Annotated in this window: 21 protein-coding genes and 3 pseudogenes; 12 read left to right on the top strand and 12 right to left on the bottom strand. The window is 73.5% G+C overall.

Annotated elements, in window-relative coordinates; genetic code table 11:
• Positions 1-179 precede the first annotated feature (179 nt).
• Positions 180-1,055 (top strand): 3-methyl-2-oxobutanoate hydroxymethyltransferase, encoded by an 876-nt coding sequence (gene panB, locus AC4IHM_RS23810; RefSeq protein ID WP_490869037.1) that lies wholly within the window; start codon positions 180-182, stop codon positions 1,053-1,055.
• A gap of 64 nt (positions 1,056-1,119) precedes the next feature.
• Here panB and AC4IHM_RS23805 read toward each other — a convergent pair.
• A pseudogene (locus tag AC4IHM_RS23805) lies at positions 1,120-1,756 on the bottom strand (histidine kinase); the annotation flags it as partial.
• Between the two features lie 187 nt (positions 1,757-1,943).
• Here AC4IHM_RS23805 and AC4IHM_RS23800 point away from each other — a divergent pair.
• Both AC4IHM_RS23800 and AC4IHM_RS23795 read left to right on the top strand, forming a co-directional pair.
• Positions 1,944-2,969: an ATP-binding cassette domain-containing protein gene (locus tag AC4IHM_RS23800; protein ID WP_490869036.1), complete on the top strand. Its 1,026-nt coding sequence runs from the start codon at positions 1,944-1,946 to the stop codon at positions 2,967-2,969.
• The gene (locus AC4IHM_RS23795; RefSeq protein ID WP_490869035.1) at positions 2,966-3,790 is read left to right on the top strand and encodes an ABC transporter permease; all 825 of its coding nucleotides are present in this window, start codon (positions 2,966-2,968) and stop codon (positions 3,788-3,790) included. Before AC4IHM_RS23800 ends, AC4IHM_RS23795 begins: the two co-directional genes overlap by 4 nt.
• Before the next feature lie 12 nt (positions 3,791-3,802).
• Here the strand turns inward: AC4IHM_RS23795 and AC4IHM_RS23790 are convergent, their stop codons facing one another.
• A complete protein-coding gene (locus tag AC4IHM_RS23790; protein ID WP_490869034.1) occupies positions 3,803-7,141 on the bottom strand; it encodes an AfsR/SARP family transcriptional regulator in 3,339 nt (1,112 codons plus the stop codon).
• Between the two features lie 490 nt (positions 7,142-7,631).
• Here AC4IHM_RS23790 and AC4IHM_RS23785 point away from each other — a divergent pair, with 490 nt between their 5' ends.
• Complete coding sequence (locus AC4IHM_RS23785) at positions 7,632-8,429, top strand: site-2 protease family protein (protein ID WP_490869033.1); 798 nt, start codon at positions 7,632-7,634, stop codon at positions 8,427-8,429.
• 5 nt (positions 8,430-8,434) lie between these two features.
• On the opposite strand, the gene AC4IHM_RS23780 is transcribed toward AC4IHM_RS23785, so the two are convergent.
• A complete protein-coding gene (locus AC4IHM_RS23780) occupies positions 8,435-8,623 on the bottom strand; it encodes a hypothetical protein (RefSeq protein ID WP_490869032.1) in 189 nt (62 codons plus the stop codon).
• A 53-nt stretch (positions 8,624-8,676) separates the two neighbouring features.
• Entirely contained in the window at positions 8,677-9,384 is a 708-nt protein-coding gene (gene npdG, locus AC4IHM_RS23775; RefSeq protein WP_490869031.1) for an NADPH-dependent F420 reductase, read from the bottom strand.
• A gap of 132 nt (positions 9,385-9,516) precedes the next feature.
• Between npdG and AC4IHM_RS23770 the strand changes: the two genes are divergently transcribed.
• Positions 9,517-10,131 (top strand): hypothetical protein, encoded by a 615-nt coding sequence (locus AC4IHM_RS23770; RefSeq protein ID WP_490869030.1) that lies wholly within the window; start codon positions 9,517-9,519, stop codon positions 10,129-10,131.
• A 45-nt stretch (positions 10,132-10,176) separates the two neighbouring features.
• Here the strand turns inward: AC4IHM_RS23770 and AC4IHM_RS23765 are convergent, their stop codons facing one another.
• A complete protein-coding gene (locus tag AC4IHM_RS23765) occupies positions 10,177-10,407 on the bottom strand; it encodes a hypothetical protein (protein ID WP_490869029.1) in 231 nt (76 codons plus the stop codon).
• Between the two features lie 58 nt (positions 10,408-10,465).
• On the opposite strand from AC4IHM_RS23765, the gene map reads away from it, so the two are divergent.
• Complete coding sequence (gene map / locus AC4IHM_RS23760; RefSeq protein ID WP_490869028.1) at positions 10,466-11,323, top strand: type I methionyl aminopeptidase; 858 nt, start codon at positions 10,466-10,468, stop codon at positions 11,321-11,323.
• A gap of 186 nt (positions 11,324-11,509) precedes the next feature.
• Entirely contained in the window at positions 11,510-12,157 is a 648-nt protein-coding gene (locus tag AC4IHM_RS23755; RefSeq protein ID WP_490869027.1) for a biliverdin-producing heme oxygenase, read from the top strand.
• 46 nt (positions 12,158-12,203) lie between these two features.
• Here the strand turns inward: AC4IHM_RS23755 and AC4IHM_RS23750 are convergent, their stop codons facing one another.
• The 3 genes from AC4IHM_RS23750 to AC4IHM_RS23740 all read right to left on the bottom strand — a co-directional run bounded on the left by AC4IHM_RS23750 (position 12,204) and on the right by AC4IHM_RS23740 (position 16,056).
• Positions 12,204-12,848: a PhzF family phenazine biosynthesis protein gene (locus AC4IHM_RS23750; protein ID WP_490869026.1), complete on the bottom strand. Its 645-nt coding sequence runs from the start codon at positions 12,846-12,848 to the stop codon at positions 12,204-12,206.
• 152 nt (positions 12,849-13,000) lie between these two features.
• On the bottom strand, positions 13,001-14,572 hold the full coding sequence (locus AC4IHM_RS23745) for an HtaA domain-containing protein (RefSeq protein WP_490869025.1): 1,572 nt from the start codon (positions 14,570-14,572) through the stop codon (positions 13,001-13,003).
• A gap of 53 nt (positions 14,573-14,625) precedes the next feature.
• Entirely contained in the window at positions 14,626-16,056 is a 1,431-nt protein-coding gene (locus AC4IHM_RS23740) for an HtaA domain-containing protein (RefSeq protein WP_490869024.1), read from the bottom strand.
• A gap of 102 nt (positions 16,057-16,158) precedes the next feature.
• Between AC4IHM_RS23740 and AC4IHM_RS23735 the strand changes: the two genes are divergently transcribed.
• From AC4IHM_RS23735 to AC4IHM_RS23715, 5 genes and pseudogenes are all read left to right on the top strand, one after another.
• Entirely contained in the window at positions 16,159-17,184 is a 1,026-nt protein-coding gene (locus AC4IHM_RS23735; RefSeq protein ID WP_490869023.1) for a heme/hemin ABC transporter substrate-binding protein, read from the top strand.
• The gene (locus tag AC4IHM_RS23730; protein WP_490869022.1) at positions 17,181-18,269 is read left to right on the top strand and encodes a FecCD family ABC transporter permease; all 1,089 of its coding nucleotides are present in this window, start codon (positions 17,181-17,183) and stop codon (positions 18,267-18,269) included. Before AC4IHM_RS23735 ends, AC4IHM_RS23730 begins: the two co-directional genes overlap by 4 nt.
• Entirely contained in the window at positions 18,266-19,135 is an 870-nt protein-coding gene (locus tag AC4IHM_RS23725; RefSeq protein WP_490869021.1) for a heme ABC transporter ATP-binding protein, read from the top strand. The genes AC4IHM_RS23730 and AC4IHM_RS23725 overlap by 4 nt, the downstream gene beginning before the upstream one ends.
• A gap of 27 nt (positions 19,136-19,162) precedes the next feature.
• Positions 19,163-19,297 (top strand): annotated as a pseudogene (locus AC4IHM_RS23720) (iron transporter); the annotation flags it as partial.
• Positions 19,260-20,261 (top strand): SCO2278 family lipoprotein, encoded by a 1,002-nt coding sequence (locus AC4IHM_RS23715; protein WP_490869020.1) that lies wholly within the window; start codon positions 19,260-19,262, stop codon positions 20,259-20,261. The pseudogene AC4IHM_RS23720 and the gene AC4IHM_RS23715, both read left to right, overlap by 38 nt.
• A 22-nt stretch (positions 20,262-20,283) precedes the next feature.
• Here AC4IHM_RS23715 and AC4IHM_RS23710 read toward each other — a convergent pair whose 3' ends face one another.
• The 4 genes and pseudogenes from AC4IHM_RS23710 to AC4IHM_RS23695 form a co-directional block, all read right to left on the bottom strand.
• The gene (locus AC4IHM_RS23710) at positions 20,284-21,015 is read right to left on the bottom strand and encodes a bifunctional DNA primase/polymerase (protein WP_490869019.1); all 732 of its coding nucleotides are present in this window, start codon (positions 21,013-21,015) and stop codon (positions 20,284-20,286) included.
• Between the two features lie 91 nt (positions 21,016-21,106).
• Entirely contained in the window at positions 21,107-21,748 is a 642-nt protein-coding gene (locus AC4IHM_RS23705; RefSeq protein WP_490869018.1) for a TetR/AcrR family transcriptional regulator, read from the bottom strand.
• Between the two features lie 68 nt (positions 21,749-21,816).
• Complete coding sequence (locus AC4IHM_RS23700) at positions 21,817-22,479, bottom strand: response regulator (RefSeq protein WP_490870914.1); 663 nt, start codon at positions 22,477-22,479, stop codon at positions 21,817-21,819.
• An 88-nt stretch (positions 22,480-22,567) separates the two neighbouring features.
• Positions 22,568-23,552 (bottom strand): annotated as a pseudogene (locus AC4IHM_RS23695) (small ribosomal subunit Rsm22 family protein).
• Positions 23,553-23,584: the final 32 nt, after the last annotated feature.

Raw genomic sequence — 23,584 nt, 5'->3', positions numbered from 1 at the left:
AGTTCCGGACACCCACGGGAGGGACCGCTCTGTGACAGAACCTTCGCATTCGCCCCGTGAGTGCACAGCGGTGACACGTGACGAGGGTCCCCTAGCCGCCGGGACGCACGAGGTGCCACCATGGAGGGGATCCGGGGACGCCGTCAGGGCGCCTCGAGATGACAGAAGGAGCCGTTGCCATGACGCAGCTTTCGGCTGCCCAGACGCCTCAGCGCAAGCCCGCGGACGCGAGCAGGGCGCTGTACGGGGGCAAGAGCAACCGCCGTGTCACCGTCCGGGACATCACCGCCGCCAAGGAGCGCGGCGAGAAGTGGCCCATGCTCACCGCGTACGACGCGATGACCGCGTCCGTCTTCGACGAGGCCGGCATCCCGGTCATGCTGGTCGGCGACTCCGCGGGCAACTGCCACCTCGGCTACGAGAGCACCGTGCCGGTCACCCTGGACGAGATGACGATGCTCTCGGCCGCCGTCGTACGGGGCACCGCTCGCGCCCTGATCGTCGCCGACCTGCCCTTCGGCTGGTACCAGGAGGGTCCGGTGCAGGCGCTGCGCTCGGCGACCCGGCTGGTCAAGGAGGCCGGCGTCGGGGCGGTCAAGCTGGAGGGCGGGGAGCGCTCGCACCGGCAGATCGAGCTGCTGGTGGAGTCCGGCATCCCCGTGATGGCGCACATCGGCCTCACCCCGCAGTCCGTCAACACCATGGGCTACCGGGTGCAGGGCCGCGGCGAGGAGGCGGCCCAGCAGTTGCTGCGCGACGCCAAGGCAGTGCAGGACGCGGGCGCCTTCGCGGTCGTCCTGGAGCTGGTGCCGGCCGAGCTGGCCGAGGAGGTCACGCGGACGCTGCACATCCCGACCGTCGGCATCGGCGCGGGCGCCGGGACGGACGCCCAGGTGCTGGTGTGGACCGACATGCTCGGGCTGACCGGGGGGCGGATGCCGAAGTTCGTCAAGCAGTACGCCGACCTGCGCAAGGTCATGGGCGACGCGGCGAGGGCGTATGCCGAGGACGTTGTCGGAGGAACGTTCCCGCAGGAGGAGCACTCCGTCCACTGAGCCATCGCGGTACGACCCCCGGCCCCGCCGATCTTCCCCCGTCGGCGGGGCCGGCGGCTTTCGCTCCGGCCTGCATGGCGACGAGCGAGATCCGGTGCGCGAGCACGTCGTGCATCTCGCGGGCGATCCGGTTGCGTTCCAGGGCCCGTGCCTGCGCCGCGTTCTGCTCCCGTTCCGCGCTTTCCGCCCTCTCCCGCAGGGACCGCACCTCGACCCGCCGCGCGCCGACGGCCGTGCCCACGGCCACCGCGACGCCCGCGGCCAGGGCGGACGGGGCGAGCTTCAACCAGAACGAGCCGGGCGGGCTCTGCACGGGGTAGAGCCCTTCGCCGAACTGCGCCGCGATCACGTAGGCCGACACGACGACGCCGATCTCCACCGGGCGGCGCCGGGCGGCGCCGGGCGGCGACCGAACCCAGTGCCACCAGCGCGGCGCCGCTGGCGAGCGCCGACACGGCCGAGGCGACCGCGACCGCCGTGGCCACCGCGAGCGGGAACCTGCGCCGCCACGGCAGTGCGGTCAGACAGCCGAGGGCCACCAGCGGATCCCCGACGAGGAACCAGGAGCCGGGTCCGTCCGCGTGCACCCGCGAGAGGACCACGCCGGTGGCGAGCCAGACCACCGTGCCCGCCGCCGCGGCCGCGGTCAGCCGCCAGGTCTGCTGCCACCACCCGAGTCGTGGTGCGACGTTGATGTCCACCGGCCCATTGTCGCGAAGCCGCACGGGCGACGGGTCGGACCCAGGGCTGATACGCCCTCGACCGAAGTCGAACCGGCACCCCGCCGCCGTGCCCCTTCGGCACGATGTCGGCGCGATGTCGGCGGGGTGCGCCGGCTGTCGGCGGGATGTCGGTGGTTTGTCGGTGCGGGCTGGCACCGTCGTCGGCATGAAGCGAATCGACGACATCCCCCCGACCGCGGACAGCGCGGTCACCGTGCGGGGGCTGGTCAAGCACTACGGCGAGACCAAGGCGCTGGACGGTGTCGACCTGGATGTGCGCGAGGGCACCGTGATGGGTGTGCTCGGACCGAACGGCGCCGGCAAGACCACCCTCGTCCGCATTCTGTCCACCCTCGTCGTCCCCGACTCCGGCCAGGCTCGCGTCGTCGGCTACGACGTGCTGCGCCAGCCGCGGCAGCTGCGGCGGGTGATCGGGCTCACCGGGCAGTACGCGTCCGTGGACGAGAAGCTCTCCGGCTGGGAGAACCTCTATCTGATCGGCCGCCTGCTCGACCTGCCCCGCAAGGAGGCGCGCACCCGCGCCGGCGAGCTGCTGGAGCGGTTCTCGCTCACCGAGGCGGGCAAGCGGCCAGCGGCCACCTACTCGGGCGGCATGCGGCGGCGGCTGGACCTGGCGGCGTCCATGATCGGGCGCCCCGCGGTCCTCTTCCTGGACGAGCCCACCACCGGCCTGGACCCGCGCACCCGCAACGAGGTGTGGGACGAGGTCAAGCGCATGGTCGGCGACGGCGTCACCGTGCTGCTCACCACCCAGTACATGGAGGAGGCCGAGCAGCTCGCCTCCGAGCTGACCGTCGTGGACCGCGGCAAGGTCATCGCGGGCGGCGGCATCGAGGAGCTGAAGGCCAAGGTCGGCGGCCGCACCCTGCGCGTGCGCCCGGTCGACCCGCTGCAACTGCGCCCGCTCACCGCCTTCCTGGACGACATGGGCATCACCGGGCTCGCCAACTCCACGGTGGACGCGCAGCGCGGCTCGGTCCTGGTGCCGATCCTCAGCGACGAGCAACTGACGGCCGTGGTCGGCGCGATCACCGCGCGCGGCATCACGATCGCCTCCATCACCACCGAACTGCCCAGCCTGGACGAGGTCTTCCTGTCCCTCACCGGCCACCGCGCCAGTGCCCCGCAGGACCCCGCGCCCACCGAGGCCCGCGAGGAGGTCGCCGTATGAGCAGCGCCACTTTCACCCCCGGGGCCCGGACCGCTCCCGACGCCCGCATCACCCCGCGCGCACACCTGCGGCACACCGGTGCGCTGGTCCGCCGCAACCTGCTGTGGATCCGGCAGGACCCGGAGTCGATGTTCGACGCCATCCTCTTCCCGGTCGTCTTCACCCTGCTGTTCGTGTACGTCTTCGGCGGCTCCATCGGGCAGTCGCTCGGCGGCGGTCAGCAGGCGTACGTGCAGTACGTCATCCCCGGCCTGATGGCCATGATGGGCATGAACATGGCCCAGGGGGTCGGCACCGGCTTCAACCAGGACTTCAACTCCGGTGTCATGGACCGCTTCCGGTCGCTGCCGATCGGCCGCGGTTCGGTGCTGTTCGCGAAGATCGCCGTGGAGCTGCTGCGGATGCTGTTCGCGACCGTGATCCTGATGATCGTCGCCCTTCTCGTGGGCTTCGACATCACCAACTGGGCCGGTCTGCTGGCCTCGGTGGGACTGTCCGTGGTGTTCGGGTCGGCGCTGATGTGGGTGTTCCTCACCCTCGGCGTGGTCATGAAGAACGCGCAGTCCGTGCAGGCGATGGGCTTCCTGGTGCTGATGCCGCTCCAGTTCGGCTCGTCGATCTTCGCGCCGACCGAGTCGATGCCGGGCTGGCTGCGGTCGTTCACCGCCTACAACCCGCTCTCCTCCCTCGCCGACACCGCGCGCGGGCTGATGGTGGGCGGCCCGGTCACGCACGACCTGTGGGTGACGCTCGCCTGGTCGGCCGCCCTGACGGCGGTGATGGCGCCGGTCGCCATCCACAAGTTCCGTACCAAGAGCTGAGCAGCGTACGGGTCACACGAGGGCGGCGGCCTCCGCGGCGGAGAGGCCGGCGCCCTCGGCGTACGCGGCCTCGTACGCCTCGGTGCCGAGTGCCTCGCGGGTCCGCTCGACGGCCCGCTCGCGCGTGTCCCGCTCCAGGACGGTCGGCACATGGCCGGTGGGCAGCATCGCGTCGGCGGCGCCCAGGCACCGGGCGCCGTCCGCGGCCCGCCGCCCGCCGTCCACCCGGGCCAGCGCCATCGCGGCGACGGTCAGGTAGGAGGAACTCATGTGGGGGGCGATGGCCACCGACAGCGGGTCGCCGGCCTGTTCCAGCGACCGCCGGATCTTGGTCAGGCACTCCTCGTGCCGGTCCTCCAGGGTGGCGATCCACGCCTCCGAGGCGATGATGAAGGCGTCGAAGACGACGAAGTGGGCGATGCCGAAGTCCTCGCGCAGATGCCGCAGTTGCTCGTGGGCCTCGGCGGTCCGCCCCGTCATGCCGAGCCGGCCGGCGAGGTACAGCCGGGCCGCCGGCATCGCGCCGTTGTGCCCCTTCCCCGATGTCCGGTCGATCACCTCGCGCAGGATGCGCTCGCCCTGCGCGGCGTCGCCCGCCTCCAGCAGCACGCTGCCGAGTCGGGCACCGAGTATGTCCACCTGGGCGTGCGCGCCGATCCGTTCGGCGTGTTCCGCGGCGGCCCGGTAGTCGGCCGCCGCGAGCCGGTACTCGCCCTTGCGCTCCCGGGCCTCGGCGCGCCCGGAGAGGGCCTCCGCCGTGCCCCAGGCGTCGCCGAGGCGGCGGTAGATCTCCAACGACTCGTCGGCGTCGCGGATCGCGTCGCCCGCCCAGTCGACGCGGTTGGCGAGCATGTTGGCGCGCGTCTGGAGGGCGCCGGCCAGCTCCCACTCGTACCCCGGGGTCTCCCGGCAGGTGCCCACGGTGGCGTCCATGATCTCCCGCATCCGCTGTACGTCGCCGATGAGCATCACGGCGACGAACCAGAACAGGCCGGGACTTGCGCAGGTCTGCGGCAGCCCGGGTTCGTAGGTCGCGGCTATGGCGCGCAGCTTGCGCTGGGCCCGCGGGGTCTGCCAGGCGTCCAACTCCGTGTCCATGCAGGCCATGTGGGCCAGGTGGGCCCCGCGCCGGGCCTCGGCGAGGATCTCGCCGGTCATCGGGGGCGGGGCGTCGATGCAGCGTTCCCAGACCGGGCGGGCGGGTCGGACCGGTTCGGCGAAGGGGTCCGGGCCCAGTGCCATGACCTCGACGAGCCAGCCCCGGGCCTCCACCCGCAGGTCGCGCATCTGCCAGTACCAGACCAGCGAGAGGGACAGGCTCAGCGCTTCCTGCTCGTCGCGTTCGGCGATGGCCTGCCGCAGGGCGCTGCGCAGGTTCTCGTACTCGCGCTCCAGCCGCTCGATGGCGGCGAGTTGCCGCGGGCCGCGCAGCAACGGGTCGGTGGTGCGGGCGAGTTCGCGGTAGTACGTCAGATGGGCGCGCTCGGCGGCGGCGCGGCCGCCGGACTCGTCGAGGCGCTCGCCGGCGTACTCGGCGACGGTCTCCAGGAGCCGGTAGCGCATGCCGCCGCCCAGCAGCCGGTCGGTGACGGGCGCGGCCACGACGAGGGACTTGTCGACGAGGGAGCCGAGGGCGTCCAGGGCGGCGGGCCCGCACACGGCCTCGGCGGCGGCGAGGTCGCAGCCGCCCGCGAAGACGGACAGCCGTCCCAGTACGTCCCGTTCGTCCTCGTCCAGCAGGTCCCAGGACCAGTCGACGACCGCGCGCAGCGTCTGCTGGCGGGGCAGGACGGTGCGGCTGCCGGAGGTGAGCAGGCGGAAGCGGTCGTCGAGGCGGTCGGCGATCTGGCGGGGGGTGAGCATGCGGAGCCGGGCGGCGGCCAGTTCGATGGCGAGCGGCAGGCCGTCCAGGCGGCGGCAGATCTCGGCGCAGGCGGTGGCGGTCTCCTCGTCGGCGTCGGTGCGGAAGCCGGGGCGGGCGGCTGCTCCCCGGTCGGCGAGCAGCCGGAGCGCGGCGGGCTCGGGCAGCGGCTCCACCGGGCGCAGCACCTCCCCCGGTACGCCGAGGGGTTCGCGGCTGGTGGCGAGGACGGTCAGGCGGGGGCAGCGGGCGAGGAGTTCCTCGGTGAGGCGGGCGGCGGCGTCGACGACGTGCTCGCAGTTGTCGAGGACGATCAGCAGGCGGCGCCGCCCGCAGTGCTCGACGAGGCGCTCCACGGCGGTGGCCTGCCGCTCGGTGGCGGCCCGCATCTCCTCGGCGCCCGCGCGGTACAGCACGGTCTCGCGGGCGCCGACGGCGGTCAGCACGGCCTCGGGTACGGCGCCGGGGTCGTCGACGGGGGCGAGTTCGGCCAGCCACACCCCGTCGCGTGCCGTGTCCCCCGCGCCCTCGGCGACCTCCTGCGACAGCCGGGTCTTGCCGGCGCCGCCGGGCCCGAGCAGGGTGACCAGGCGTGTGGTGGCGAGGTCGGCGCGCAGGGCCTCGATGTCGGCGTCCCGGCCGACGAAGGAGGTGAGCCGGGCCCGCAGGTTGCCCCGGGGGCGGGAGGCCACCGCGAGGGGCGCCCCGGAGGGCGCGGGGGTCTCGGGCCCCGCGGGTGCCACGGGCGTTGCCGTCGCCGTCGCGGGCTGGAGCAGTTCCCGGTGCAGGGCTCGCAGTTCGGGGCCCGGATCGGTGCCGAGCCGGTCCGCGAGCAGCCGTCGTACGGTCTCGTAGGCGGCCAGCGCCTCGGCGGTGCGGCCGGTGTCGCGCAGGGCGCGCAGCCGAAGCGCCTGGAGGGGCTCGTCCAGGGGGTGGCCGTCGCACAGGGCGGTCAGCTCGGGCAGGGAGCGCTCGGCCTCCCCGAGGTCCAGGGCGGCGCTGTGGCGGGCGCGCAGCACGTCCAGGTGCCGGGTCTGCCAGCGGGCCGCCTCGGCGGTGCGGTCGGGCAGGTCGGCGAGGGCGGGGCCGGCCCACAGGGCGAGGGCGTCGTCGAGCACGACGGCCGCCTTGGCGGGGTCGCCGTCGGCGAGGGCGCGGGTGCCCTCGCCGGCCAGCCGCTCGAAGCGGTGCAGGTCGATGTCGTCCGGGGACGCGGTGAGCCGGTAGCCGCCGCCGGCCGAGGCGATCTCGTCGGCGCCGACCGTCCGGCGCAGCCGTCCGACCAGTGCTTGCAGGGCGCCCGGCGCGTCGGCGGGCGGGTCGTCGCCCCACACCTCCTCCACCAGCAGCCCCGCGGGAACGGTGCGGCCGGGCCGGAGGGCGAGCACGGTCAGCAGCGCGCGCAGCCGCGCCCCGCCGAGCGGGACGGGCGTGCCGTCGGGGCGGAGTACCTGTGTGGTGCCGAGGATGCGATAGCGCACGGGGTCCATTGTCCCCGCTGCGCTCGCGACCGGTCACGCGGTTTCGACGGCGCGGCGCCACAAGCTGCGGCAAAGCCCCGCAGGCCCGACGCCCACGGCCCCGCACCGGGCCCCGGCACGGACCCGGGCCCGACCTCGCCTCCGGTCCTGGCACGGCTCCTGATCCCGGCCAGGGCCCCTCGGTTCCCGGCACAGCCCTCGATCCCGGCAGGGCCCGGCTCCCCGGCACAGCCCACGACCCCAGCGCAGCCCCCGTCCCGACAAGACCCCGCCCCCCCTGCACGAGAGCCCCGGTCCGAGCGCCCCCGCGCCCGCCCGCGCGGCGCCCCGACAGCGCGCGGCATCGCACCCGGCCTCCCCGCGCCCTCCTCCCCCGCACGGGAGCCCCGGGATCCGGCCGCCCCCGGAACCGGGATACGCCCGTGGGACGTTTCCGGGGTGGGCCCGGTACGGTCGGGCAGGTCCGCAGGGGCCTTGTGTCCGACAGCCAGGGAGTTCCATGACCACCGCCACCGCCCGGCCCAGTGACCGGCGGATCAGTCCCGTGTTCCTCGGGATCGTCGCCGTGGCCGCGGTCACGGGCTGGGCCACCTGGACCGGGTTCGCCGACCAGCCGGGCCTGGCGCTGTTCCTGTTCGTGACGGCCGCGTGGGTCGTGTCGCTGTGCCTGCACGAGTACGCGCACGCCCGTACCGCGCTGCACAGCGGCGACATCTCGGTGGGCGCGAAAGGCTACCTCACGCTGAACCCGGTGAAGTACACGCACGCGATGCTGAGCATCGTGCTCCCGGTGCTGTTCGTGATCATGGGCGGGATCGGTCTGCCGGGCGGTGCCGTCTTCATCGAGCGCGGGCGGATCCGGGGGCGGTGGCGGCACAGTCTGATCTCGGCCGCAGGTCCGCTGACCAACGTCCTGTTCGCCGCCGTGTGCACGGCGCCGTTCTGGCTGGACGCGCTGGACGGCGTGCCGCGCGACTTCCGGCTCGCGCTGGCCTTCCTCGCGCTGCTCCAGGTCACGGCCGCGATCCTGAACTTCCTGCCGGTGCCGGGCCTGGACGGCTACGGGGTGATCGAGCCCTGGCTGTCGTACAACGTGCGCCGGCAGGTGGAGCCGCTCGCGCCGTTCGGCCTGCTGATCGTGTTCGCGCTGCTGTGGATCCCGGCCCTCAACGGCGTGTTCTTCGACGCCATCCACGCCATCCTGCGCGGGCTGGGGATCGGCGAGCCCGAGACGTACTGCGGCTTCGAGCTGTACCGCTTCTGGCAGACCGACGACTGGTGCTCGGTCGGCGGCTAGACCGCTCAGCCCGCGACGGACTCCCGCCGGGCGTCCCGGCCGCGCTTGACGTAGTACCAGCACATGTTGGACGACAGCCCCGCCAGCAGCACCCACACGACGCCGATCAGCACGCTGCCCCGCACGAAGGAGACGACGGCGGCGGCCACGGCGAGGAGGCAGACGGCCAGGGCGTAGCGGGCGAGGCGGGGCATGATGCGGGCTCCTGTCGGGGGGACACTGGTGGGCACCAGTGTCCCCCATCGCCTCATACGTCCGTGACGCGGAGCCCGGCGTGTGCCTTGTAGCGGCGGTTGACGGAGATCAGGTTGGCGACCAGCGACTCGACCTGGTGCGCGTTGCGCAGCCGTCCGGCGAAGACGCCGCGCATGCCGGCGATGCGGCCGGCGAGGGCCTGCACGATCTCCACGTCGGCGCGCTCCTCGCCCAGCACCATCACATCGGTGTCGATCTCGTCGATCTCCGGGTCCTGGAGCAGCACCGCCGAGAGGTGGTGGAAGGCGGCGGCGACCCGGCTGTCCGGCAGCAGCGCGGCGGCCTGCTCGGCGGCGCTGCCCTCCTCGGGCTTGAGGGCGTAGGCGCCCTTCTTGTCGAAGCCGAGCGGGTTGACGCAGTCGACGACGAGCTTGCCGGCCAGTTCCTCGCGCAGCGACTCCAGGGTCTTGCCGTGGCCCTCCCACGGTACGGCGACGATCACGACGTCGCTGCGGCGGGCGGTCTCGGCGTTGTCGGCGCCCTCGACACCGTGGCCCAGCTCCTCGGCGGCGGCCCCGGCGCGCTCGGCGGCGCGCGAGCCGATGATCACCTTCTGGCCGGCCCTGGCGAGGCGGTAGGCGAGGCCCTTGCCCTGGGGGCCGGTGCCGCCGAGCACGCCGACGACGAGCCCGGACACGTCGGGCAGGTCCCAGGGGTCCTTGGCGGGGGCCTTCTGCGCAGCACTGTCGGTAGAGGTCATGGGCAGACCATACGTCCGCCCCGGTCACCGCGGCAGCACGGGTCCCACCCGGTGGGAGGGGCATCGCCGGGGCGGGTGAACCGGGCGCGAACGCCGGACCCCGGGGCCCGGATTGCGGCAGGATGCGGTCGTATGGACGCCGTACGGGTCGCGCTGCTGCGGGAAGTGCTCGCCGGGACCGAGTGGCTGGGGGCCACCCGGAGGTTCGCGGGGGCGCTGCGGGGGTCGGTGGTCGGGCACGGGGGCGGTCTGCTGCTGGTGGGCACCGCCGAGCACGAGCCCTGGCATCTGGCGGCGCACCTGGTGGACGAGGCGGCCTGGTCGGGGACGCCGGAGCTGGCCCCGACGCTGGTACGGCACGGCGCGCGTCCCTCGGACCCGGCGCATCTGGCGGTGGGGCTCGGTCGGCTGGCGGCGGCCCGGCGCGGCGAGACGCTGCTCGTGGTGACGCCGGACGACCCCGGCGCCCCGCTCCTTGAGCGGGTGCACGACGCCCGCCGGGCCGGTGCGACGGTGCTGTCGCTGGGCACCGACCGGGCGCCGGGCGAGCGGGAGTTGGCGGCGATGGCGCACGAGACGCTGACCGTGCCGGACGGCGCGGAGCTGGACCTGGACACGGTGCAGCACCTGGTCGGCGCGGCGGCCGGGGAGAACGCGGTGCCGCCGCCCCGGGGCCGCCACCGCCTGCGCGCCCGCCTCTCCCGCCTGGCCGACCACCTGACGGCCCCGCCTCCGTCGGGCTGGTGACCCGGACACCGGGCGCCCGCCCGGAGCCGGCCTCCGGGGCCGGCCTCAGTCCTCGTCGGGGCGGTCCGCCGGGGCGTCGTGCCACTTGGGGTCGTTCTCCCACCGGAGGTTGCGCTCGCGGGCGGTCTGCATCGCGTGCTCGGCCTCCGCGCGGGTGGCGTACGGACCGAAGCGGTCCTTGGCCGGGCACTCCGGCCCCTCCTCGACCTTCTGGTGCTCCAGGCAGTAGTACCACTCGCCCGGCTTTCCCACCGTGCGCTTCTTGAACAGGGCCATGACCGGCTCCTTTCGCCAGGGACATGATCTCGTATGCCCGCTGGTTAGACTCGCTGACATGTCTGGCCAGTCGCTGCTCGTACCAGGGGAGCTGTCTCCCACCCGCTCCGTGCCCGGAAACATCCGCCGACCCGAGTACGTCGGCAAACCCGCGCCGACGCCCTACACCGGACCGGAGGTGCAGACGCCCGAGACGATCGAGGCGATGCGCGTGGCCGGGCGGATCGCGGCGCGGGCGATGGAGGAGGCCGCGAAGCTCATCGCGCCCGGCGTGACCACGGACGAGCTGGACCGGGTGGCGCACGCGTACATGTGCGACCACGGCGCCTACCCCTCCACCCTCGGCTACCGCGGTTTCCCCAAGTCCCTGTGCAGCTCGGTCAACGAGGTCATCTGCCACGGCATTCCCGACTCCACCGTGCTGCGCGACGGCGACATCGTCAATCTCGACGTGACGGCGTACATCGGCGGCGTGCACGGCGACAACAACGCGACCTACCTGGTCGGCGACGTGGACGAGGAGAGCCGGCTGCTGGTCGAGCGGACCCGCGAGGCGCTGGCCCGCGCGATCAAGGCGGTCAGGCCGGGCCGGCAGATCAACATCATCGGCCGGGTCATCGAGTCGTACGCGAAGCGGTTCGGGTACGGGGTGGTGCGGGACTTCACCGGCCACGGGATCAACTCGTCGTTCCACTCGGGCCTCATCGTCCCGCACTACGACAGCCCGCACGCGACGACCGTCATCCAGCCCGGGATGACCTTCACGATCGAGCCGATGCTGACGCTGGGCACGCACGAGTACGACATGTGGGACGACGGCTGGACGGTCGTGACGAAGGACCGCAGGCGGACCGCGCAGTTCGAGCACACCCTGGTGGTGACGGACTCGGGGGCGGAGATCCTGACGCTGCCCTGAGACCGCCCCCCGCCCCGAGCCCGCTCTCCTCGGAGGGCGGGCTTTCGCGTGCGCTCTCGGCGCCATGGGGGCGCGCCCGGGGTCCGGCCGGGGTATTGTCTTGCCGACAGAGTGTCGGAAACTTTACCGACGACCAGTCGGGAAAAGCATTGACTTAGGCAAGCCTAACCATAGAAAATCGGCCCCATGGACTCCTTCTCGACCCTCATCCGCACGGCCTCCCACGAGCAGCACGTGGAGGCGGAGACCTCCACCTTCATGAGCGACCTGCTCGGCGGCCGGCTCGGCGTCGACGCGTACGCGCGCTACACCGAGCAGCTGTGGTTCGTCTACGAGGCACTGGAGGCCGGCACCGAACACCTGGCGTCGGATCCGGTGGCCGGCCCCTTCATCCGGCCCGAACTGCTCCGGCTGGCCTCGCTGGAGCGGGACCTGGCGCATCTGCGCGGCCCCGGCTGGCGCACCGGGCTGACCGCCCTGCCCGCGACCGAGGAGTACGCCGCCCGGGTGCGCGAGTGCGCCGACGAGTGGCCCGCCGGGTATGTCGCCCACCACTACACGCGCTACCTCGGCGACCTGTCGGGCGGTCAGATCATCCGCGACAAGGCGGAGCGGACGTGGGGCTTCGCCAAGAAGGGCGACGGCGTCCGCTTCTACGTCTTCGAGGGGATCACCAACCCGGCCGCGTTCAAGCGCGAGTACCGCGAACTGCTGGACGGCATCCGCGCGGACGACCTGGAGAAGCAGCGGATCGTCGCCGAGTGCAAGCGTGCCTTCGCCCTGAACACGGCGATCTTCCGGGGCCTGGGCGAGGAGTTCCCGCTGTCGGCCTGAACCGGCCCGCGCGGCGGGTCGGTCCGAGGAGCGGTGGCGGTCGCCGTCACCGCTCCAGGCGTACCCGCCCGCCGATCTCGATCCAGCCCTCGGGCTGCGGGGCCGTGAGGATCTGTGAGCCGGTCCCCTGCGCGATGTTGAGGGCGCGGCCCAGCAGCCCGGTCAGCAGCAGCGCCGCGGCCCCCGTCGCCTCGTCCTCGTCGATGCCGTCGTCGCGGCCGGGGAAGGCACGCGCCCGCACCCGCCCCGCGGCCTCGTCCTCCCACGCCCACGCGTAGATCCACTCCCCCTTGGGCGGCACCGCCAGGTCGTCGACCTCGGCGACGCAGGCGTACTGGCGCAGGGTGCGCGGCGGGGCCCACTCGGGGCGGGCCTCGATCCAGCTGAACTCCCCGTCCAGCCGGGCGCCCATCACCCCGGCCGGGACGACGAGTTCGGGCACGTCGAGCAGCCAGGCCGTGCCGACGCAGGGGTGCCCGGCGAAGGGCAGCCGCAGGGTGGGTGTGTAGATGTCGACGACGCCGCGCTCGGGGTCGTCGACGAACACGGTCTCGCTGAAGCCGAGTTTCGCGGCGAACTCCTGCCGCCGGGCGGGGTCCGGCAGTACGGAACCGTCCCGGACGACGCCCAGTTCGTTGCCGTATCCGCCGTTCGGCGCGCAGAAGACACGCAGTACGTCGTAGTCAGTCACCGGGGCATTCAAGCACCGCGAGGGCGGCGCGCGCGTCCGTGCACGCCTGTGCCGGGGCGGCCACGGGCAGCCGGGAGCGGTCTCCGAATGCCCGTACCCCGACCGTCCGTTCGCACGGACGGTCGGGGTGGGCCGCCCCGGCCCGTGCCGGACTACGCCTGGGTGCGCCGCTTGCGGGCCGCGTAGACCGCGCCCGCGCCGATCGCGACGGCGACACCGGCCGCCGCGCCCAGGGCCGGGCCCGGGATGCCCGCACCGGTGGAGGCGAGGCTGCCGCCGCCGATCCCGCCGCCCGTGGTCGAACCGGCGCCGCCGATCGTCGAACCGGAGATGCCGCCGGTGCCGCCCGTGGTGCCCGAGCCGCCGGTGCCGCCCGTGCCGCCGGACGTGCCCGTGCCGCCGCCGGGCAGCTGCGCGTCGTCGCTCAGCGCCACCGCCAGGTCGACGGTGTCGAGTGCCGTGCCGGCCTGGTAGAAGCCGCCGAAGGCCTTCGCGCCGGCCTCGGTGAGCGTGGCGGCGACGCCGTCGACCGTGATGACGTTCTTCTCGGCGGTCAGGTCGGCGGACTTGGCCTTCAGGTCGGCCAGGGCCACGCCCTTGGTCTGCTCGCCGAGGCTGTCCACGTCCGCGGTCAGCTTGCCCGCGCCGCCGTCGAGGGTCGCCTTGAAGTTGCTCAGGGTCAGGTCGAGGCCGTACTCGCCGTTCTCCTCGTGGCCCTTGAAGTTCACGGCACCCTGGAAGGAGGCGGTGAGCTTGTCGGCGTCCGTGTCGTAGGTGCCGGTGGCGCCCTTGAAGGTGAACGCGCCGTTGGCGGCGGCCTGGGTGGCCCCGCCCGAGACACTGATCTTGCCGTTGGCTATCGGGCCGACGACGTACGAGCGGAAGGACTCCTTCACGCCCCAGCCGAGGGTGCCGTCGGCGATCTCGCCCTTGGCGGGGGCCGGGGTGGCGGGGCCGGACGGCGAGGCGCTCGTGCTCGCGGTGGGGCTCGGGTCCTTGGTGCCCGGCGTGCCGGGAGTGGTCTGCGTGCCGGTCGGCTCCGGCGAACCCGGCTCGGTGGACGTGCCGGTGGACGGCTCGGAGGTGGGCTCCGACGTCGGCTCGGAGGTCGGCTCCGAGGTGGGCTCGGTGGTCGGCGGCGTCTTCTGCACCACCGTCAGCGGGTCGCCCGCGGCGCCCGCGTAGGAGGCGCTGCCGAGGTACTCCCCCGCCTCCGCGGTGAGGGTGGTCGGCATGTCCGTCATCTCACGGGTCACGTCGACCGTGGCGAGCGTGACGTTGTCGCCCTCCGTGGTCTTGGGGGTGCCCCCGGAGGTGTCGACCTTCTTCACGTCGGCGGTGATCTCGCCGGCCTTGCTGTCGAACCGCACGTCGGTGAACGTGATCTCGAAGCCGTGCGCCGCGGACGCGCTCACCAGTTGGCCCTGGAAGGCGAGGGCGACGGTGTGTCCCGTGCTGTCGTAGGTGCCGGTGCCGTTGCCGAAGGTGAAGACGCCGTTGCCGGCGGCCTGCGTGGCGCCGTCCGACGCGGTGAAGCCGCCGAACATGCCGACGTAGGTGCGGTACGACTGCTTGATGCCCCACGTCAGCTCGTAGTCCTTGAGCGGGATGTCGGCCGCCGAGGCGGTGCTGGCGCCGACCGTGGCGAGGGCGGTCGCGCCGAGCGCGGCGGCCGTGGCCACGGCGGCGGCGAAGGCGGTGGAGCGGCGTCGTCTGACGGGCATGGCTCGGTTCTCCTTGGGTGATGGGCCGCCGTGGGCGGCCCGTTGTCGTGGGTTCAGCCCTCGTCCGAGGAGGACGTGGCGGGCCGGGAGCGGCGCCTGCGGACGGCGACGGCCGTGAAGGCCGCCGCCGCCAGCACCAGGGCGCCGGCTCCGAGAGAGACGGGAAGGACGGGGAAGTCGTCGTCGCTGCTGCTCGCGACGGGTTCGGCCGAGGTCTCGGCCTTCGCCCGCGCCGACTGCGTCGGCTGCGGGCTCGCGCTCGCCGTGGGCTCGCTGCCCAGGTCGGGCAGGGCGGGCAGCTTGGCGTCGGCGGTGAGGGCGACGGCCAGCGACACCGGGTCCATCTCGGTGCCCGGCTGGTACATGTCGCCGAAGGCCTTGGCGCCGCGCGCGGTGAGCTTGGCGGGCGCCTCGGTCACCTTCACCAGACCGGCGGCCGGCTTCAGGTTCTTGGCGGTGAAGGTGATCAGGGGCACCCTCTTGTCCTTGAGGTCCGGGCTCGTCACATCGGCGTACAGCGTGCCCCTGCCGTCCTTGACGGTGGCCCGGACCCCGCTGAGGCTCAGGTCGAGACCGTGGGCGCCGGTGAAGCGTACGGCGCCCTCGAAGGCGGCGGTGAGGTCGCCCCCCTCGTAGGTGCCCTCGCCGCCGGGGAAGCGGAAGAGGGCGCCGCCGTCCTGGGCACCGGCGGTCAGGGTCCACTTGCCGTTGGCGATGTCGCCGGTGACGTACTCGCGGAAGGTGCGGCGCACGCCCCAGTCGACGGCGCCGTCCTTGATCGCGCCGTTCGAGGTCTTCCCGGGCTTCGGCGACTTGTCGGCCGTGGTGGGCGTGCTCGACGGCTGCTTCTGCTGCGGGGGCGCCGCGGCCTGGATGTCCGCGGACAGGCTCACCGGGTCGAGCGCGGTACCGGCGGTGTAGTACCCGGCGAAGGACTGGGCGCCCTGGGCGGTGAGGGTGGCGGGAAGGTTGTTGAGGGCCACCGAGTTGCCGGCGCCCCTCATGTCGATCCCGCCGAGGGAGAGGGAGGCGAAGGGCACCTGACTGGACGTCGTGACCGCCCCGCTGTCCTTCGCCTTGCTGACGATGTCCACGAAGAGCGTGCCGGTGGAACCGGAGATGCTCACGGTGGGACGGCTGATGGTGAGGTCGAGCTGGTAGGCGCCGGCGCTCGATCGGTGGCCGAGGAAGTGCACGCCGCCCGAGAAGGCGGCCCGGAAGGCACCCGTGTCGCCGTCGTAGGCGCCGGTCGCCGAGTGGAAGCGGAATGCGCTGCCGCCGACGGTGGCCGCTCCTCCGGTAAGCGAGTAACTCCCGTTCGCGATAGGGCCGGTGACATAGCTCTGGAACGACGACTTGATGCCCCAGTCGAGCCGACCACCCTGCACGGTCCGGCTCTCGGCATGGGCGGCGGTCACGGGGAGGAGGGCCCCGAGGACCGCCGCGCACAGCACGGTGACCAGGGTGCGAAGACGGGCGGGCATGCGAAGTCCTCCGGATCGGGGGCCGGTAGCAATTGGAGGTAAGGCTAACCTAAGCTTTAGTCGGCTGATAATGGCAGTCGACGGAAAGGAACGGACACAACCGTGCAACGCTTGCGAAACCGACTGGCGGGAGCACTGTTGTCCGTGCTCGCCCTCACCGCGACCGCCACCGGATGCGGAGGCTCCTCCGAGGCCGCGTCCGACGCCGGAGCCGACCCGGGGGCCACCGCGGAACAGCAGATCGACAACCGCGTCGAACCACTCGCGAAGAGACCCGAGCCCAGGCTTCCCGTGACCGTCCCCTCCGCCGACGGGAAGCGGGTGACGATCGAACAGGCCGAGCGCATCGTCCCGTTGTCCGGCAGCCTCAGCGAGATCGTCTTCACGCTCGGGCTCGGCGACCGGGTGGTCGCCCGGGACGTCACCGCCACCTTCGAGCAGGCGGCGAAGCTCCCCACCGTCACCCGGGGCCACGACGTCTCCGCGGAGAGCGTGCTGTCGCTCAAGCCCGACCTGGTGATCGCCGAGACGACCACAGGCCCGAAGGAGGCCATGGACCAGATCCGCGCCGCCGGGGTGCCGGTGCTGTTCGTCAAGGCGGCGGCGGGCCTGGACGACGTGGGCCCGCGCATCCGGGCGGTCTCCGACGCGCTCGGCGTACCGGCGGCCGGGAAGGAACTCACGAAGCGCTCCGAGGAGCGGATCGCCGCCGCCCGCAAGGACGTTCCGCACGACGAGAAGCCGCGGGTGGCCTTCCTCTACCTGCGCGGCTCCGCCTCCGTCTATCTGATCGGCGGCAAGAACTCGGGCGCCGGTTCGCTGATCGAGGCGGCCGGGGCGGTGGACGCCGGGGCCGCCTCGGGGCTGAACAAGGACTTCACGCCCATCACCAGCGAGGCGCTCGTCAAGGCGGCGCCCGACGCGATCCTCGTCATGAGCAAGGGACTTGAGTCCGTCGGCGGCGTCGACGGGCTGGTGAAGATCCCCGGCGTCGCCCAGACCCCGGCCGGCATGGACCGCCGGATCGTCTCCGTCGAGGACGGCGTGCTCCTCAACTACGGCCCGCGCACCGACCAGGTGCTCAAGTCGGTCGTGGCGCAGCTGTACGGCTCGGACGGCGCGCGGTGACCGTACTGGACAAGCCCGTGCGGCGGGAGCCGGCCGAGGCGGCGCCGCCGCGTGTGCGGCGCAGCACCGCCTGGCTGCTGACCGCCGCCCTCGTCGCCGGCCTGCTGGTGCTGATCCCGGTCGCGGCCGGCACCGGCGCCTACCCGATCCCGGTCGGCGACGTGCTCGGCTCGCTGCTGCACCGGGTGGGGCTCGGCGGCACGGAGCTGGACCGGGTGGCCGACTCGGTGCTGTGGAACGTGCGGTTCCCGCGGATCGTCCTCGCCCTGCTCGTCGGCGCCTCGCTGGGCTGCGCGGGCGCGCTGATGCAGGGTGTGTTCGGCAACCCGCTCGCCGAGCCCGGCGTCATCGGCGTCTCCTCGGGCGCGGCGGTCGGCGCGGTCGCCGCCATCGCCTTCGGCCTGAACTTCCTCGGCAACTGGACGGTGTCCGTCTTCGCGTTCGTCTCCGGCCTGATCACGGTCCTGGTGGTGTACGCGATGTCCCGCTCGGGCGGCCGGACCGAGGTCGTCACGCTGATCCTCACGGGCATCGCGGTGAACGCCTTCGCGGGCGCGCTGATCGGGCTGTTCCTGTTCTTCGCGGACACGGCGGCGGTCAACCAGATCACCTTCTGGCAGTTGGGCTCGCTCGCCCAGGCGACCTGGCCGAAGGTGCTCGCGGTGCTGCCCTGCGCGGCGATCGGTCTGGGCGTGGCCCCGCTGTACGCCCGCCGTCTCGACCTGCTCGCGCTCGGCGAACGCCCGGCCCGGCATCTGGGCGTGGACGTGGAGCGGCTGCGGGTCGTGCTGGTGCTGGTGATCGCGCTGCTGACCGCGGCGGCCGTGAGCGTGGCCGGTGTCATCAGCTTCGTGGGGCTCGTCGTCCCGCATCTGCTGCGGATGCTGGCGGGTCCCGGGCACCGCTTCCTGATCCCGGGCAGCGCGCTGCTCGGCGCGCTCGTGCTGCTCGCCGCCGACCTGGCGGCGCGCACGGTCGCGGAACCCGCCGAGCTGCCGCTCGGGGTGCTGACGGCGCTGCTGGGCAGCCCGTTCTTCTTCTGGCTGCTGCGCCGCACCCGGCGCAGGCAAGGGGGTTGGGCATGAGGAGTACGACGGCCGCGAAGGCCGGCCGGGGGCTGGGGCTGCTGCGGCTGGTGCCGCCCCGTCCGGTGCCGCCGCCCCCGCCCGCACCCGGTGAGGTCCTCGCCGAGACCGACGGGCTGCGGGTGCACCTGGGCGCGCGGCCGGTCCTCGACGGCGTCCGCGTCAGTGTCCGCGCGGGCGAGGTGCTCGCCCTGGTCGGCCCCAACGGTGCGGGCAAGTCCACCCTGTTGGGCGCCCTGGCGGCCGATGTCCCGGCCGCGGAGGGGGTGGTACGCGTCCACGGCCGCCCGGTCGGTGAGTGGTCCGCGCCCGAACTCTCGCTGCGCCGGGCCGTGCTGCCCCAGTCGGCGTCGCTGTCCTTCCCGTTCCCGGTGGAGGAGGTCGTCCGGATGGGCCGGGCGCCGTGGGCGGGCAGCGACCTGGAGGACGAGGACGACGCCGCCGTGGCCGACGCGATGGCGCGCACGGAGGTGACGGGTTTCACCGGGCGGCCGTTCTCCGCGCTCAGCGGCGGCGAGCGGGCCCGGGTCGCGCTGGCCCGGGTACTCGCCCAGCGCGTCCCGCTGCTGCTGCTCGACGAGCCGACCGCGGCGCTGGACCTGCGGCACCAGGAACTGGTGCTGCGGCTGTGCCGGGAGCGGGCGCGGGCCGGGGACGCGGTGGTCGTCGTCCTGCACGACCTGGCGCTGGCGGCGGCGTACGCGGACCGGGTCGCGATCCTGCGAGGCGGCCGGATCGCTGCCGACGGACCACCGGCGGAGGTCTTCTCGGAGGAGCTGCTGTCCGAGGTCTACGACCAGCCGGTGGAGGTGCTCCCGCACCCGCGCACGGGCGCGATACTGGTCGTCCCGCACCGCGAACCCTGACACCCCGCCGGCCGGGCCGCGGCGGGTGAGGTCACGGTGTGGCCGCTGTACCCGGTCCAGGCGTTCGAACGGCGCCCCGTCCCGGTAGGGTTCGCCTCCGGGAAGGGGAAGGTGAAGGAACCTGATGAGCAGGGATCGCGGCACTCGAAGGCCCCGCGGGCTCGGCCGGAGCGCGCTGCTGGCGGCCTCGGCGACCGCCTTGTCGCTGACGGCGGGTGGATGCGTGGTGGTGCACGGCGAGCGCGAGGTGCTCCCCGCGACCGACCGGGCCGAGGCCGCGAAGGCGCTCGAACGTTTCACCTCCGCCTACAACGCGGCCGACAAGGCGTACGACCCCTCCCTGGACGCCGACCACACCACCGGCGCCCTGGCCGCCATCGACTCGGCGCGGCTGAAGGCGGGCCGGGCCAACAACCCGGACGGCAACCCGACGCACACGCCGCTGGAGCTGACGGACGCGAAGTTCACCATCCCGAAGAAGGCCGGCTGGCCGCGCTGGTTCGTCGCGGACACCAGGGCCAACAAGGGCGGCGACGCACGCTGGTTGCTGGCCTTCACCCGGGACGGCCTCGATGAGACCTGGCAGGTGGCGTATCTGACGCTGGTCGCGCCCGGCAAGGTGCCCGAGTTCAAGACCGACGCGGACGGCTGGGCCGAGGCCGTTCCCGCCAACTCCGCCGGCCTGGCCGTCCCGCCCGCCGATCTGAGCAAGGACTACACGGCGTATCTGCGCGGCGGCGGGAAGACCTTCGCGGACGGCGTCCACACCAGCTCGTGGCGCCAGTCGCGCGAGAAGCGGGCGATCCGCCCGGGTCTGGTCACCCAGTACGTCGACGAGCCGCTGACGAACGGCGACTACGCGCCGCTGGCGCTGCGCACGAAGGACGGCGGGGCGATGGTGTTCTTCACCACGCGGCACTACGAGAAGCAGACCGCCGCGCGGGGCGCTTCCGTGCCGACGCCGAACCGGGACGTGCTGGCGCTGACGGACGGCGAGATCAAGCAGTCGCTGACGATGGAGTTCGTCTCCAACGAGATCGCGCTCGACCCGGCGGAAGGTCCGGGCAGCGGGCAGGTGTCGATCCTGGGGCGGGTCCAGGGTCTGACCTCGGGCAAGGGCGAGTAACGGCCTTCGGCGCCACGTCCGTTCAGCGGCGCGAGGGCCAGGCCGCGCCCTCCTGGTCGCTCTCCTCGCCGGTGTGCCGGGCGCAGGCGTCGGTGAGGGTCTCCAGCAGCGTCAGCGGGTCGGGCAGCGGATGCTCGGGGCCGCGTACCCAGTACACCGTCCGGTGCTCGCCGGGCAGGCGGGCGGGGGGTACGAGGACGTAGGAGCCGCGGCAGTGCCAGCGCAGGCCGGGGTGCTCGTCCATCGTCTCGGGATGGCAGTCCAGCTCGCAGGGCCACCACTCGTCCTCGTCCTCGGGGGTGCCGCGGGTGAGGGTGAACAGCAGCATGCGGCCGTCGTCGCTCTCGGCGACCGGGCCGACCTCGACACCGGCGCCGAGCAGCCGCTCAAGCGCCTCGCGACCGGCCTGGAGGGGCACGTCGAGCACGTCGTGCACCATGCCGGTCGCGGTGATGAAGTTGGCCTCGGGCTGGTGCCGGGCCCAGCGCTCGATCTGCGCGCGGTCGGTGGTGGACTGCGTCTGCCAGGCGAAGGACACCGGATGCCGGGCGGGGGTGGGACAGCCGACGCGGTCGCAGGAGCAGCGGTATCCGGCCGGGTGCGCGGCGGGCGCCAGGGGCAGTCCGGCACCGGCGGCGGCGAGCAGCAGATCCTCCCGGCCCCCGTCACCGGCGGCCTCTTTGGGGCGGCGTCCGCGCAGCCACGAGGAGAGTTTGACCTGCAGTCCACCGCGACCGCCGAACTCCGCGCTCATCTATCCCCTCGCCTCGCCGTCCTGCGCACCAGCATGCCCTATGGTCGCACCATTTCGCGCTTCGGGGTCGCGAAGGGACAAACTCCCCTGGTCATCGGGGAGCGAGGCCGTACAGCGCGTATTCGACGAGCGTGTCCGTGTACGCGTAGGAGACCGGGCCCGTGTGCTGGAGCCAGCGCTGGGCGAGCGGCGAGACGAAGAGTTCCAGCGCGATGCGCGGGTCGATCTCCGGCCGCACCTGGCCGGCCTCCTGGGCGGCGCGCAGCCGGTCGGCGTGGAGCTGGAGCGAGGGCTCCAGGAGCCTGGCGACGACCTCGCGGCCGAGCTGCTCGTTGACGAGGCCCTCGGCGGCCAGGGCCCGGGAGGGCACCTCGAAGCTCGGGTCGTAGAGCTGGTCGACGGTGGCGCGCAGTACGGCCTTGAGGTCGGCGGCGAGGTCGCCGGTGTCCGGGACGGCGTACGGCACCCGCTGCCCCTGGGCGCGGGTGGCCCGGTCGCCGAGGTCGAGGAAGGCCTCCAGCAGGACCTCCGCCTTCGAGGACCACCAGCGGTAGATCGTCTGCTTGCCGACGCCCGCGCGGGCGGCGATGCCCTCGATGGTGGTCCTGGGGTAGCCGACCTCGCCGACCAGGGCGAGTGCGGCGTCGTAGATGGCCTGGCGGGACCGCTGGCTGCGACGGTTGGCGTCGGGCTGCGGCCTCTCGGCGGCGGGGGTGGATCTCTGAGCGGCCATGCCTCGAATCTACCAGGTTGACAAGACGCCACGTCTCGCCGGGAGGGCGGCGGGCCGTACGGCGCCGGTCAGCGGTGCCGCGCCCGCACGTTCTCCAGATAGCGCAGGACGGCCGCCACCCGCCGGTCGGCCTGGTCGGCCGGGGACAGGTCGAGCTTGGCGAAGATGCTGCGGATGTGCTTGTGGACCGCGCCGTCGGTGACGACGAGCCGTTCGGCGATGGCGCCGTTGCCCAGGCCCTCGGCCATCAGGGCGAGCACCTCGCGCTCGCGGGGGCTGAGGCGTTCCAGGCGGGTGTCCTTCCGGGTCCGGGTGAACAACTGCGCCACGACCTCCGGGTCGATGGCGGTGCCCCCGGCCGCGACCCGGCGCAGCGCGTCCATGAACTCCTCGACCCGGCCGACGCGTTCCTTGAGCAGATAGCCGAGGCCGCTCACCCCGCCGGTCAGCAGGTCGGTGGCGAAGGACTGCTCGACATACGCGGACAGCACCAGGACGGCGAGGCCGGGGCGGCGCAGCCGGGCCTCGACGGCCGCGCGGACGCCCTCGTCGGTGTGGGTGGGCGGCATCCGTACGTCCAGGACGGCCACGTCGGGCTCGTGCTCCTCGACGGCCCGCAGCACGCCTTCGGCGCAGTCCGCGGTGGCCACCACCTCCAGGCCCTCCGCGCGCAGCAGCAGGGCGAGTCCCTCGCGCAGCAGCGGGTCGTCCTCGGCGATCACGATCCGCAGGTCGCGGTGTACTTCACGGTCCACGGGGGAGGTCCACTTTCGGGGTTGTCGGGCCGCCGACGACCCTACTCGGCCGGCGGACCGGCCGTCAGGCGGTGCCGCCCGGGGGCCACGCGTCGCCCCAGGCCGTGTCGCGGGCCGTCCGGTACAGGTCGCCGTGGCGCTTGGTGACCGTGCGGCGGTCGAGCCGTTCGTCCGGTTCGCACAGGTCGAGCAGGACCTGGCCCTTGCGGATCTGCGGACGCCTGACGACCCGGGAGGGGGCCGGGGAGACCGGGAGCCGGGTGGCGGCGACGTAGCTGAACTTCTCGTCCTCGTAGGCGAGGGACCCGCTCTTGACCTGGCGGTGCAGGGAGGAACGGCTGACCCGGGCCGCGAAGTGGCACCAGTCCGTGCCGGGGACGATGGGGCAGGCGGCACTGTGCGGACAGGGGGCGGCCACCCGGAACCCGGCGGCGGTCAGCCGGTCGCGGGCCTCGATGACGCGGGCGTGGCCGGCGGGGGTGCCGGCCTCCACGATCACGACGGCCCGCGCGGCGCCGGCCACGGTGTCGACGAGGGCGGCGCGGTCGGAACCGGTCAGCTCGTTGAGCACGTAGGAGACGGTCACGAGATCAGTGCTCTCCACTGTGAGCGCCGCTCCGATCCGAGAGCGCTGCCAGCGGACATCGCGCAGGGCGGGATTCGAGGCGGCGATCTCCCGGCCGAGGGCGAGCGCGGGCTCGGCCCAGTCGAGCACGGTCACCGGACGGCCGCCGTCCCAGGTGTCGCTGACGGCCCAGGTCGCGGCGCCGGTCCCGCCGCCCACGTCGACATGGCTCCCGGGCACCCACCCCGGCACGGCCTGCGCGAACGCGGCCAGCGCCGAACGCACCGCCGCGAAGGTCGCGGGCATGCGGTAGGCGGCGTAGGCCACGACGTTCGGCGCGGTCCCGGAGGATGGGGGCGGCGGTCGGGGTGTCCCCCCGGTAGTTCGCGATCAGCCGCTCCACGGCCTGCGCGGCCTGCCGCGCGGGCAGCCCGTCCACAAGCCCGGCAAGGGCGGCACGCAGGGGGTCGGCGGCGACGTTCACCCACCGATTGTAGGGGCGCCGTCCGGGGCGGA

Source organism: Streptomyces sp. SL06 (assembly GCF_058244745.1).
This window is presented reverse-complemented; position numbering and strand designations above follow the sequence as displayed.